Here is a 12,499-nt window from a genome sequence, read left to right as displayed (position 1 = left end):
AAGGGGATATTATGTTAAAATATCTAGTAACAGCTTTAGTCGCGATGTCTTTTGTTGGATGCTCTTTTGATAAGGGCGGCGGAGACAATATTAAAGCGCAAAAAGCAAAAGATGATGCTGAAACGAAAGCCATTTTTGATCCATTGGTAGGAAACTATGAAGGCCAAATGCGCTTTAACGGAACTTTATATGATGTGGAACTTGCCATCGGTTATGTGACTCAGACAGAGTCCGGCAAAACTGACGAAAAGGGTCAGCCTATCACCAGAATCGTTCCGCGTGCGACGTTGAAACGCAATAATCCGGTCGGTGTCGATGTCACTTTTGACGTCATCTATGATCCAGCGGCTCCGCAACTTGAGCTTATCAACGTGGAATCTACGAAAAGTGCTAATGGTGGCGGTGCGGCTCCTGCGACTTTGGGACCCAACGACATCCACTCCATCTTCTTTGACCAAAAAGGTATTTCGCTAGCGGCGAAAACATTTGTCGGTTCAATTAAGAATGATGGACCGACGCCTCGCGGAACTATCAGCTTAAGACCTTCCTCTACTGAACAAAGCGCTCCAGATGAAAATCCGGACCAAGCCTACTATAACAGACTAAGAAAAGTGTATGAGCCTTTGGTTGGTAAATACGTTGGGAACAGCGTCTTGGACGGAAAATCGCAAGAGTATTCCCTGACAATCAATATGCGGATTGACACCTCTCAAGATCTAGAGATTCCAGTTCTTTACGGTTTGTTCGTGCGCACGGATGATCCAACTCAAAATTCGGCTCTGAATTTAGGTTTCACTTACCGCACGAATACTCAGCAGTTTAGAATTGACGGTACACCACGGAACTTTGGCAATACTTCCTATAAAGCGACGATAACAGGTAAGATCGTGAAAAATGCTTTCACGGGTTCTTGGACATCGACTCGCGGCTTCGAAGGCAACCTTCTATTGAAGAAAGTCGGCCCTAACGGCGAAGTGATCAACGAACCAGTCCAAGACGAAGAAAAGTGCTTTGAACCGGCGGCCGCAAAATGGCCAACACTTCCGGAAAAGGGACCAATCCCAACTCCAAGACCAAAGTGTCCGTAATAAGAAATTGAACATTTGAAACTAAAAAGGGCTCGTAAATCGAGCCCTTTTTTATTGTCCTTGTGATTTCTTTTCTAGCTCTGCCCAGCGAGCATAATTGTGGTCAAGCTTACCTTGAGTGTCCGAGATCTTGGCATACAACTCTTGCAACTTACCAGAGTTGCTTAAAACTTCAGGCTTTGCCGCTTCGGCCTGCAAGTTTTCCAAAGACTTTTCTAAGTCTTGAATGGTCGCTTCCATATTTTCTAATTCAAACTTTTCTTTAAAGGAAAGCTTCACGGTCTTAGTCGCCTTAGCTTCCTTTTTGGTTTCCTCACGTTGCTTTTCCGCTTCTAAAAGCTTTTGCTCTTCAAACCATTCTTCCCACTGCAAATAACCCGTGAAATTTTCTAAGGTCGTATTGCCATCAGCACCACGATGAAATGCCAAAATATGCGAAGCCACCTGATCCATAAAGTAACGATCATGCGTGACTAAGATCACCGCACCATTAAAGTTCTTCAAAGACTCCTCTAGGACTGTGAGTGTCGCGACGTCGAGGTCATTGGTCGGCTCATCCAGAATAAGAACTTGGGCTTCATTCAACATCAATTGTGCTAGGCGGAGGCGGCTTTGCTCACCCCCCGAAAGCTTTTCCACCGGCAGATCCATCTGCTGGCGATTAAAAAGGAAACGTTCCAAATAACTGCGCGCAAATACATACTGTCCTTGATAATGGACATAGTCCCCTTCAGGACAAATGTTCTTTAATACAGAAACCTGAGGCTTTAAAGTTTCACGGTTTTGTTCAAAATAGGCGACCTTCAGGCGTTCAGCTTGCACCACGCGGCCCGAGTCGGGTTCTTCCTGTTTTAGAAGCATGCGGATCATTGTGGATTTTCCCGATCCGTTATCCCCCAACAAGGCCAAACGAGTTTTCGGCGAAACAAGTAAACTGAAATCCTTAAACAAGACGCGACCGTTGTAACCCTTAGTTACATGATCAGCTTCAATTAACTTTTGTGGATTGCGTTCTGTATCTTTAAATTCAATTTTTGCGACACGCTTTAAGTTTTTTTGCGAAATATCCTGAACATCATCTTTCAGCGTGCCCGCACGTTCAATACGCGCTTTTTGCTTGGTTTGACGAGCCTTTGCCCCTCGACGAAGCCATTCCGTTTCGCGACGAAGAGTGTTCTTCATCTCGGTTTCTTTTTGCTCTTGGGCCGCAAACAATTGCTCTTTGGCTTCGAGGTACTCTAGGTATCCACCTTTGACCGAAAGCAAGTAATTAGGATTTTTCGGATCAAGATCAAAAATTTTATTCGTGGCCCGCTGTAAAAACAAACGATCATGCGTAATAATCAAGGTCGCAAACGGAGCCTGCGCTAAAAATTCCTCTAACCAAATGATACTAGAAACGTCTAAGTGATTCGTCGGCTCATCTAGCAACAACAGCTCTGGCGAAAGCACCAGCTCGCGCGCTAAAGCCACACGTTTTTTCCAACCACCAGAAAGATCGGCCACTTTGAAATCATCACCGAACTGGGACAGTTCCAGTTTAGCAATCCACTCGTAAGCCGGCCCCACGATTTCGTGATAATCGCCTTTAGACAAAACGGCGTCTAAAATTGTTTCGTCTTTACCAAAAGTAGGTGTTTGCTCTAAGAAGCCCATGCGCAAACCTTTTTTGGTTGTGACGTCACCGCTATCGGCTTCGGTTTGGCCCGCTAAAATTCTTAACAGTGTAGATTTCCCGGCGCCGTTAGGACCGACCAGGCCAACACGCTCACCGTCTTCGATGCCCAGACTGACATCTTTAAAAAGAGTTTTACCGGCAAAAGATTTAGTTAATTTATGGGTATTCAGCAGAAGCATGGGCCTAAGCTATCAGCCTAGGTATCATTGTGCAAACCTTAGATACGAATGTAAGAGTCGAACTTCGCGATCTCGTTCAGAATCCAGTCAGTGAAAGCCGAGGTGCGCATCTGTGTCGAAATACTTTCGCAATCACCTAAAGAAATTACGCCCACTGACATCCAGCGGTCGTCCTGTCTTTTTAAAACGGGCCCGCCAGAATCACCACTGCATGAAGTTTTCTTACCATAAACGCGCAAGCGTCCTTTAGAGATTTCGTCGACCGAAACTTTCACGTAATGAAGCTCCCCGGCTTTATTTTCTTGCTCACCCAACAAACCGTAGCCCGCTAAGAGCACTTTTTCTTTGTCTTTAAGGCGATAGTCCGGAACTGGCAATAAAGCCGGAGTAACTGACGTTACACTCTGATTCAAAAACAAAAGGGCGACATCATTATAACCGCCCCGCGCCTCCAAGCGACCATTGATCTGTTCATAGCGCAAAGGCTCGTGATCAGGGTGGACCAGGATTTTTTCAACGTTCACCTTTTTTTCACGAAAGTAAACCTGCACAAAAAGGTCTGCGGGATCAGAGGCCACACAATGAGCGGCGGTTAAAACCACGTTCGGGGCAATCAAAAGTCCCGTGCAGTAGTTTTCTTCAACGGTCCCTTCACTGGTGTCTTTGATATAAATTCTGGGCGTCATGGCCCGGAGATCGTCCAGAGAATGAGGGACCACCTCACCATTGGCAATTATCGGACGAAGCATGCCTAAGTCGACCGCCACCCCGTCGTGGGGAAAAAGCATGTGGGCAGAGCTTGTCGCCTGCACCAGTAAAATAAATGACATCGTCACTAAGAACTTCGTAATTTTCATTTAAAAACGTACTTACACATCCTGGGCCGGAATTGCAATCAAGGCGGGGTCTTTAAAAAAAATTCTTATGCCGTAACGTGAGCATGGTGAGGTAAACCTCTCGATCAACATATTTGCCTCCCATGCTTTCCACCACCGGGGTCACCATTTGGACGTCAATCCATTCATGGCCTTGGGATTGCAAATGATCCACTAGATACCAAAGTGCCAATTTTGAAGCATTGGGCTTTTTATAAAACATACTTTCACCACTAAAAACGCCCTCGACCAAAACGCCGTAGATCCCGCCAATGACGATATTGTTTTCGCGAACCTCGATCGAAAGACCAAAACCTTCATTAAAAAAATCTAAATACGCCCGCTTCATCGCCGGCGTGATCCATGTCCCTTGCTGATGGGGGCGAGGTTGTTTTGCACATTCTTCTAATACCTGTTGAAAGTCTTTATTGACGGTGAAAGTGATCTCAGGGTGCTTACGGCGAAAACGCCTTAAGCTTTCGGGAACTTTAAACTCTTTAAAGATTAAGACCCCGCGCCGTTCGGGAGAAAACCATAACATCGGCATTCCTTCTTGGGGCCAGGGGAAAATCCCTCGAGAGTAGGCCTCATAGAGAGTCGCCACATCCAGTCGCCCACCAACGGCAATAATTCCCTCCGCCAGAGTATCTCGTGGGTCAGGAAATTCGACGGATGAAGGGCCGAACTTTTTTTTCACTCGGGGCCTCGCGTGGTGCAGACATCACATTTACCGCATGGAACTTCATGAGCATGACCGAAATAATGATAGATCATATTCAGACGACATTCCGAATCTTGCGTGGCCCACTGAACCATTTTTAGCAATTTCGTGTTTTGCGCGCGTAAAACTTCAACCCCGTTTTCAGCCGCAAACTGCTCGGCCGTCGGTTCGTGGACGATGGCAAATGGAAAGGGATCGTCGGACTTTTCTAAACACCCCCAACGCTCTAAAATACTGACGGCGGCTTCGGCGCGGAAGTCACGACGGTTTTTAAAATTCATTTGCTCGCGCAAAAAATCAAATCCCTCTTGATCGACCTGCATGCGCTTTTCTTCGATCAGCTGATAAATTTTGCGAATAAAGTCAGGTTCGGGATGCGACCACTTTAAAAACTCCATTTGAATCGAGACGTCTTCTTGGTCGTAAAGCAAATGACAGAAGGAGTCCACCCCGTCCCGTCCCGCGCGGCCGACCTCTTGAAAATAAGACTCTAGCGAACTGGGGGTTTCGGCGTGAATCAAAAGACGGACGTTATTTTTATCAATTCCCAAACCAAATGCCGGGGTCGCGATCATTAACGGAGCGGGATCACTAATAAATTGTTTTTGATTGCGTTTACGATCCTGCGGAGGCAGATCCCCGTGATACACCAACGGCTTTAATCCCATTCTCGAAAGGGCGCCGGCCACCTTTTTCAACGTTTGGATCAACGAGCAATAAACGATCGTCGCTCCCGGGGTTTGGTGATGTAAGCCAATAATGGCGCGAATTTTTTCATCCACCCCATAAACATCGTGGACATGCAGTCCAAGGTTGGGCCGCTCGATGCCCGCTGAAATAATTTCGGCGTCAGGAATGAAAAGTTTTGCCAGGATATCTTTTTGAACCTCAGGGGTCGCCGTCGCTGTCAACGCCACAGTGGGCGGATTTCCCAGGATCTGACGAAATTCCCCAACTCGTGAATAGTCGGGGCGAAAATCATGGCCCCACTGAGAAATACAATGGGCTTCGTCCACGGCCAAAAGTTGGATCTTGCAGGATTTGATGGCTTCTAGGAATTCCGGTTTACGAAAACGTTCCGGAGTCACGTAAAGCAGCTTGAACTCCCCTTTGGCGATGCGGGCTTGGCGGCTTTCCCGTTCATCCCGGGTCAAGGTAGAGCTTAAAAACGTGGCTGAGATCCCCAAATCTTGCGCTTTATAAACCTGATCTTGCATTAAAGCGATTAAGGGCGAGATAACAACGACCAAACCGTCACGAACTTTGGCGGGAAATTGGAAGCAGAGACTCTTTCCCATTCCCGTCGGCATCAAGGCTAAGAGGTCTTCATTTGCCCAGATTTTGCGCAAAATGGATTCTTGCTCCCCCCGGAAGGAATCAAAAGGGAAATTCTCTCGTAAAAGTCGGCTTAAATCAGGTTGGAACATTTCAATATGGTACTCCTTTACCGGTACCTTGACGAGAGTCTGTCGAGTGCACATATTATCTTGTAGCGTTGCGTCGCGTGGTTCCTATAGAATCTTCTTTTGCACTCCGACGCATTCGGTGATAATCCGAATGCTTTCATAAAAGTAACGATAAAGACCAACTAAAGAGAACACTTAGAGAAAAGGGTAAAGATATGTCCAAAAAGTGGAATATTGATACGGTCAGAAATATTGGTATCTCGGCTCACATCGACTCGGGAAAAACGACTCTGTCTGAGCGTATTTTGTTCTATGGAGGTAAAATCCACGCCATCCACGAAGTTCGTGGTAAAGACGGCGTTGGCGCAACAATGGACTCCATGGATCTAGAGAGAGAAAAAGGGATCACGATTCAATCTGCTGCGACTCAAGTTCAGTGGAAAGACTACACAATCAACTTGATCGATACACCGGGGCACGTTGACTTCACAGTTGAAGTTGAACGTTCACTTCGCGTTCTTGACGGTGCGGTTCTAGTTCTTTGCGGTGTATCCGGCGTTCAATCTCAATCTATTACCGTTGACCGTCAGATGAAACGTTACGGCGTTCCTCGTTTGGCGTTCGTGAACAAATTGGACCGTCAAGGCGCCAATCCGTTCCGCGTTAAAGACGCTTTGATTGAAAAATTGCGTTTAAATGCAGTGATGATCAACATCCCCATCGGTTTGGAAGACCAACACCGTGGAATCGTGGATCTAGTGACGATGAAAGCTTACATCAACGAAGGTGAAGACGGTGAAAAAATCACTGAAATCCCGGTTCCAGCTGATCTAGTGGATCAAGCTAAAGAATACCGTCAAACATTGATCGGTGCTCTTGCTGACATCGACGATGGTATCGGCGAGAAATTCTTGATGGAAGAAGAACCAACTATCGACGAGATCAAAGCGGCTATCCGTAAAGGTGTGATCAGCTTGAAACTTGTTCCGGTATTCTGCGGTTCTGCGTTTAAAAACAAAAACGTTCAGCACTTGTTGGATGGCGTAACTTACTATCTTCCGACTCCGGCAGAGAAAAAAGAACACGCGTTGGATTTGAACAAAGGCGAAGAAAAAGTCGAGTTGTTCCCAGATTCAACAAAACCAACAGTGGCTTTGGCCTTCAAACTTGCGGAAACTCCATTTGGTCAATTGACCTACATGCGTGTTTACCAAGGTAAATTGGCTAAAGGTGCGTTCATCACGAATCAAACGAATAAGAAAGCCGTTAAGATTCCTCGTCTAGTGCGTATGCACTCTGACAAAATGGAAGATATCGACACAGCTTATGCGGGTGACATCGTTGCATTGTTCGGTATTGATTGCGCTTCAGGCGATACTTTCTGCTCTGAAGAAATCAACTACTCTATGCAATCTATGCACGTACCAGACGCGGTTATCTCGTTGGCAGTTGCTCCAAAAGACAAAGCTGCCGCGAATAACTTCTCTAAAGCGCTTCAAAAATTCCGTAAGGAAGACCCTACTTTCCGCGTTCACCGTGACGAGGAATCAAATGAGACTATCATCTCTGGTATGGGCGAGTTGCACTTAGAGATCTACATTGAGCGCATGAAACGTGAATTCAACTGTGAAGTTATCGTGGGTCAACCTCAAGTGGCGTACCGTGAGACGATCTCTCAAGAAACTCCGTTTGACTACACTCACAAAAAACAAACAGGTGGTTCTGGTCAGTACGCGAAAATCGTTGGTAAATTGCAACCACTTCCTCCACAGGAAGATGGCTCTGTATTTAAATTTACGAATGAAGTCGTGGGTGGTCGTATTCCTAAAGAATTCATCCCTGCGGTTGAAGAAGGTTTCAAAGAACAAACAGTTAAAGGTCCACTTATCGGCTTCCCGATTGTTGGCGTAGACGTTGTTCTTCAAGACGGTGCTTACCATGACGTCGACTCATCATACATGGCGTTTAAAATCGCAGGTATGGCGGCTCTTCGTGAAGTGTATGCTTCTGCGAAACCAGCAGTTCTTGAGCCGATCATGAAGCTTGAAACTGTTGTTCCAGATGAATATCAAGGTTCAGCGGTTGGTCAAATCAACCAACGCCGTGGTACTATCGTGGGCACAACTGCTTTCGACGGCAACTGCGTGATCGAAGCGGAAGTACCGTTGACAGAAATGTTCGGTTACTCAACGGATTTGCGTTCAGCGACTAAAGGTAAAGGTGAGTTCTCTATGGAATTCGCGAAGTACGCTACTGTACCTCGTAACATCCAAGAAGAACTTGTTAAGAAATACCAAGCTAAGCGCGCCGCTGAGCAAAAGTAATCCCGCGGACGCGGAGGATTAAAAAATCATATAAGATTTCAAAGCCCTGGTGGAAACACCGGGGCTTTTTTTTCAACAAAAGGATTTACCTTTCTGGACAGCGCGGTTAGATGATGATAGTGCCTATATCGGATTCCAAATGAGGGCATTATGAAACTACTCATCTTTATATTATCGGGTTTGTTTGCTGTTTCCGCTATGGCATCAGGACAAGGATTTGCTTTACGAACTTCCGAGAACCACGATGAATTTTCAAAATGTGCTGTTCAAGCCGCATTGGGTGCAACGGAAGTATTTACTTTAAACAGACTTTTATACTCTCATGTTATGGAAGGCTCAGGTCCTTCACCCCTTGCATATCTTTTCTTCAGTGTAAAAACCAAAAAAGGTGTCGACTTGGTTCTTCGCTTAACGTTCAAAACCAAAGACCCCTCAGGCTGGTATCTTGTTCAGGGCGAGAACGGAGAAATTTATCCTTTTGCCGCTGAAGTTGAACCAAAGGCCCTTCTAGTCGATCCGAAAGACGGTTCTGTGTTAGGGTCGCGAGATATTTCTAGTTGTTTCAATTACAGCCAGAATTTCTAACCAAGTTTTCTCGACACCAAGCACTGCCGCGTGGGCAACTGAGGGCGTTAACCTTATTTCCTTATTTAGTTTTTATATTTAATTTATTTTGGTCCCGGCCTAAGCAAAATGCTAATGTCCTTCTAATCAGAAGGACTTCATATGATTAAAGAACTCACCGAAGAACAAGTTCAGACTATGACACTCGAAGAAAAAGACGAGTGGTGGTTAAAGAACGTCTATAAAGGCGATATGCCACAACTGACTTTAAGATCGGCTCTGACTGGAATGATCTTAGGGGGCATCTTAAGTCTTACCAACCTTTACATCGGGATTAAAACCGGGTGGACTTTGGGTGTAGGGATCTCTTCCGTGATTTTGTCTTTCGCGTTTTTTAAACTGATGGACAAGATGCGCCTGGGCTCGCACATGACGATCCTTGAAAACAATGCCATGCAAAGTATCGCCACCAGCGCCGGGTATATGACGGCCCCCATGATGGCCTCTATCCCCGCTTACATGATGGTGACGGGCGAAGTGATTCCGATGTGGCAAACCTTTTGGTGGATTGTGGTTCTCGCCTTGCTGGGGGTTCTGTTTGCGTTTCCTTTAAAAAAGCGCTTCATTAACGAAGAACAAATGCCCTTCCCCGAAGGTTATGCCGCCGGCGTGGTTTTAGAAAGCTTGCATTCCGATGACGGTAAGTCCGGAGTATTTAAGGCCAAGCTGATGATGGCCGGTGCGGGACTTTCGGCGTTGATTGAAATCTTGCGTGCGGATGCCGTTTTAGAAAAAATCAAATTATCTTTCTTAGCCCTGCCCCACTATTGGGACGATTTCATCTATAAATTTGCGACACCAAAAATCTTAGGCAGCCCGATGAAGGATCTGACCATTCAGTTCGACACATCCATTGTAATGATGGGCACGGGCGGCTTAATGAATATGAAAACGGCCATGTCTATTTTAATTGGCGGCTTTTTAAATTACTTCGTCTGCGCGCCGATCTTGATTCAAGCGGGGGTCATCCCCGAAGCTAAATTTAAAGCGATCACGATGTGGGCCCTATGGGGTGGTGCGGCCATCATGACGACATCTTCTTTGTATGCGTTCTTTTCTAAGCCGCAAATCATTGTGCAAAGTTTCTCTAAGCTTTTTGTAAAAAAAGGCAAACGCGAAGCTCATGCTTTGGATAAAATTGAATTGCCAATGTGGATTTTTGCCGTGGGCATTCCTATCGTCGGCTTTATCACGGTTTATTTGGGTCATATGTGGTTTGGAATTCATTACTGGTTGGGGTTACTAGCCATCCCCTTGGTTTTTATCTTTACTTTGATCGCCGTGACCTCCACAGGCTTAACTGCGATCACCCCGGGTGGCGCTTTAGGAAAACTGACGCAGATTACTTACGGCGTTGTGGCCCCAGGAAATGTAACCACGAATTTGATGACCGCCGGGATCACATCGGAAGTTTCATTGAATGCTTCAAATCTTCTAATGGATATCAAACCTGCTTACATGTTGGGTGGAAAACCTCGCCATCAGGCGGTCGGCCACGTTTTAGGGATATTTGCCGGAGGCCTGGTTGCCGTTCCGGTATTTTATTCTATCTTTCATGGCGATATCTCAATGTTCACCTCGGAAACCATGCCGTTACCCGGGGCTTCGATTTGGAAAGGGGTCTCTGAAGTTTTAGCTCACGGTCTGAGCAACTTACATATCACCGCTCAAATCGCGGCGATGGTGGGTGCCGTGCTAGGGATCTTAATTGAAGTCTTAAACAAAAAAACCAAAGGCCGCTTCCCACTTTCGGGCGTGGGATTGGGCTTGGGTTTTGTTTTGCGATTCACTGATGCATGGTCTATGGCTTTAGGAACTTTGATTTTCTGGGTGGCTCGCCAAAAATTTAAAGACAAATCAAGCTTTGGATACCGTGCTTTTGTTGATAACCAAGAAACTCTCGCGGCCGGAGTAATCGCCGGGGGATCTATTATCGGCATTATTTTAATCCTGCTAGAAACCGCGATTTAAGAAAGATTTTTTATGTCATCTATCGCCAACGCTGTCGACACCGCTTTTGATTTAAGTTATTTGAACTTTCCTAAATATCCACCGACGCAGATCAAATCCATCGGCGTCTTAGGCGGAGGGACGGCCGGATATCTTACCGCCTTGGCTTTAAAAAAACTGCATCCTCAAATTAAAACCTCGGTCATCGAATCTAGTAAAATTCCGGTGATCGGCGTGGGTGAGTCGACAACGACCGAGGTCGTCCCGTTTTTACATCGCACTTTGGGTATTGAGCCTGAGCGTTTCTTCCGCGAAGTAAAGCCAACCCTGAAGCTCGGGATCAAATTTGACTGGGGCTGCCCCGGGGATTACCACTTTAATTTTAATTTCTTCGCCGGCCACCAACAAGAGTCTTACTATTACGAAGACTCTATCAACAACGCCAACTGGGCATCCGTGTTGATGGATGCCAATAAAATTCCCGTCATCCGCAACGAGGATGGCGAACTAAGCTCTTTCCTGGCGAGCATTCCATTTTCATACCATATCGATAATAAACATCTGATCCGTTTTTTAAATACTGTGGTTCGTGAAAGAGGTATCGACATCGTTGATGCCGAAGTGACCAAGGTGAACTTGGATGAAAAAGAATTTGTAAGTTCACTTGAAACCAATGAAGGTCAGAAATTTACATATGATCTTTATATTGATTGTTCAGGCTTCCGCTCACGCATCTTGGGCCAAGCTTTAAAAACAGACTTTATCCCCTTTACGGACACCCTTATCAACAACCGCGCCCTCACGTTTGATACGCCCAATAATGGTGTTATCGGTCCACACACTCGCTGTACAACGATGAACAATGGCTGGTGTTGGACGATTCCTATGCGCGAGGAAAATCATCACGGTTATGTGCACTCCACACTCTATTGCGATGAAGCGACTGCTTTGGCCGAGGTTCGTGCGAAATACGGAAATATCGAAAAATACAAAATGGTGGAGTTCCGCTCAGGCCGCCACACGCAAGCCTGGAATAAAAATGTTTTTGCGATCGGTAATTCTTATGGCTTTGTGGAACCTTTAGAGTCCACGGCTATCCAAACAGCCATGCACAGTATTATGACTTTATGTAAGCTGATGCCAAATAATTTTGAAGACTACGCCTCGATTGCGGGCATCAATTCAGAAATCGCCGCAACCTGGGATACCTTCCGTTGGTTTTTAGGTATTCACTACAAGTTTAACAAGCAGTTGGACACGCCTTATTGGCAGTGGTGCCGCGAAAACACAAATATCGGTGATGCCCAGATGATCTTGGACTTGTTTCACCAAAGACCGCCACTAAGTGCGAGCAACTTTGGAACGCAGTCGCCCTATTCGACTTTGGAAGCTTTGGTTTTTAATAGCTACAGCTATGACACTTTGATTTATGGGCAGAAGCTTTTGAAAGATCCAAAAAAGCCCAAGATGACCAAGGAAGAATATCTCAGCCGAGTTGATTCTTACCATGAGCTTACGAAGCATGCTTTGACGTTAAAAGAACTTTTCGACAGCAATGCCTTGTTTGACCAAGAAATCTTAAGTCAGCTTTTTGAAGATCCCGACACGTGGATCGTGGAAACAGAAGCCTAAAGGTATAAAAAACCCGTCATCA

General features: G+C 45.9%; 9 protein-coding genes. 5 read left to right on the top strand and 4 right to left on the bottom strand.

The window, feature by feature from the left end; genetic code table 11:
• Positions 1-11 precede the first annotated feature (11 nt).
• Positions 12-1,088 (top strand): hypothetical protein, encoded by a 1,077-nt coding sequence (locus AZI86_RS17390; RefSeq protein WP_061836569.1) that lies wholly within the window; start codon positions 12-14, stop codon positions 1,086-1,088.
• Positions 1,089-1,139: 51 nt separating this feature from the next.
• On the opposite strand, the gene abc-f is transcribed toward AZI86_RS17390, so the two are convergent.
• Genes abc-f through AZI86_RS17370 form a run of 4 tightly spaced genes read right to left on the bottom strand, consistent with a single transcriptional unit; the run spans position 1,140 to position 5,968 of the window.
• Positions 1,140-2,945, bottom strand: a complete 1,806-nt coding sequence (gene abc-f / locus AZI86_RS17385) for a ribosomal protection-like ABC-F family protein (RefSeq protein ID WP_061836568.1) — start codon at positions 2,943-2,945, stop codon at positions 1,140-1,142.
• A gap of 38 nt (positions 2,946-2,983) precedes the next feature.
• A complete protein-coding gene (locus AZI86_RS17380; RefSeq protein ID WP_061836567.1) occupies positions 2,984-3,802 on the bottom strand; it encodes a S1 family peptidase in 819 nt (272 codons plus the stop codon).
• A gap of 52 nt (positions 3,803-3,854) precedes the next feature.
• Complete coding sequence (aat, locus tag AZI86_RS17375) at positions 3,855-4,517, bottom strand: leucyl/phenylalanyl-tRNA--protein transferase (protein ID WP_061836566.1); 663 nt, start codon at positions 4,515-4,517, stop codon at positions 3,855-3,857.
• A complete protein-coding gene (locus AZI86_RS17370) occupies positions 4,514-5,968 on the bottom strand; it encodes a RecQ family ATP-dependent DNA helicase (protein WP_061836565.1) in 1,455 nt (484 codons plus the stop codon). Before AZI86_RS17370 ends, aat begins: the two co-directional genes overlap by 4 nt.
• Before the next feature lie 194 nt (positions 5,969-6,162).
• On the opposite strand from AZI86_RS17370, the gene fusA reads away from it, so the two are divergent.
• The 4 genes from fusA (at position 6,163) to AZI86_RS17350 (ending at position 12,477) form a co-directional block, all read left to right on the top strand.
• The gene (gene fusA, locus AZI86_RS17365; protein WP_061836564.1) at positions 6,163-8,271 is read left to right on the top strand and encodes an elongation factor G; all 2,109 of its coding nucleotides are present in this window, start codon (positions 6,163-6,165) and stop codon (positions 8,269-8,271) included.
• A 150-nt stretch (positions 8,272-8,421) separates the two neighbouring features.
• Positions 8,422-8,856, top strand: a complete 435-nt coding sequence (locus AZI86_RS17360) for a hypothetical protein (protein WP_061836563.1) — start codon at positions 8,422-8,424, stop codon at positions 8,854-8,856.
• A 141-nt stretch (positions 8,857-8,997) separates the two neighbouring features.
• Complete coding sequence (locus tag AZI86_RS17355; RefSeq protein ID WP_061836562.1) at positions 8,998-10,866, top strand: OPT family oligopeptide transporter; 1,869 nt, start codon at positions 8,998-9,000, stop codon at positions 10,864-10,866.
• Between the two features lie 12 nt (positions 10,867-10,878).
• Positions 10,879-12,477, top strand: coding sequence for a tryptophan halogenase family protein (locus tag AZI86_RS17350; RefSeq protein ID WP_061836561.1), 1,599 nt, complete (start codon positions 10,879-10,881; stop codon positions 12,475-12,477).
• Positions 12,478-12,499: the final 22 nt, after the last annotated feature.

The sequence above is a fragment of the Bdellovibrio bacteriovorus genome (assembly GCF_001592735.1).
GTDB classification, from domain to species: Bacteria; Bdellovibrionota; Bdellovibrionia; order Bdellovibrionales; family Bdellovibrionaceae; genus Bdellovibrio; species Bdellovibrio bacteriovorus_D.
This window is presented reverse-complemented; position numbering and strand designations above follow the sequence as displayed.

Excerpts from the sequence above, each read along its gene's own strand:
- fusA (WP_061836564.1), top strand. The coding sequence starts at position 6,163 with ATGTCCAAAAAGTGGAATATTGATACGGTCAGAAATATTGGTATCTCG.
- AZI86_RS17390 (WP_061836569.1), top strand. The coding sequence starts at position 12 with ATGTTAAAATATCTAGTAACAGCTTTAGTCGCGATGTCTTTTGTTGGA.
- abc-f (WP_061836568.1), bottom strand. The coding sequence starts at position 2,945 with ATGCTTCTGCTGAATACCCATAAATTAACTAAATCTTTTGCCGGTAAA.
- AZI86_RS17350 (WP_061836561.1), top strand. The coding sequence starts at position 10,879 with ATGTCATCTATCGCCAACGCTGTCGACACCGCTTTTGATTTAAGTTAT.
- AZI86_RS17360 (WP_061836563.1), top strand. The coding sequence starts at position 8,422 with ATGAAACTACTCATCTTTATATTATCGGGTTTGTTTGCTGTTTCCGCT.
- AZI86_RS17380 (WP_061836567.1), bottom strand. The coding sequence starts at position 3,802 with ATGAAAATTACGAAGTTCTTAGTGACGATGTCATTTATTTTACTGGTG.
- AZI86_RS17370 (WP_061836565.1), bottom strand. The coding sequence starts at position 5,968 with ATGTTCCAACCTGATTTAAGCCGACTTTTACGAGAGAATTTCCCTTTT.
- AZI86_RS17355 (WP_061836562.1), top strand. The coding sequence starts at position 8,998 with ATGATTAAAGAACTCACCGAAGAACAAGTTCAGACTATGACACTCGAA.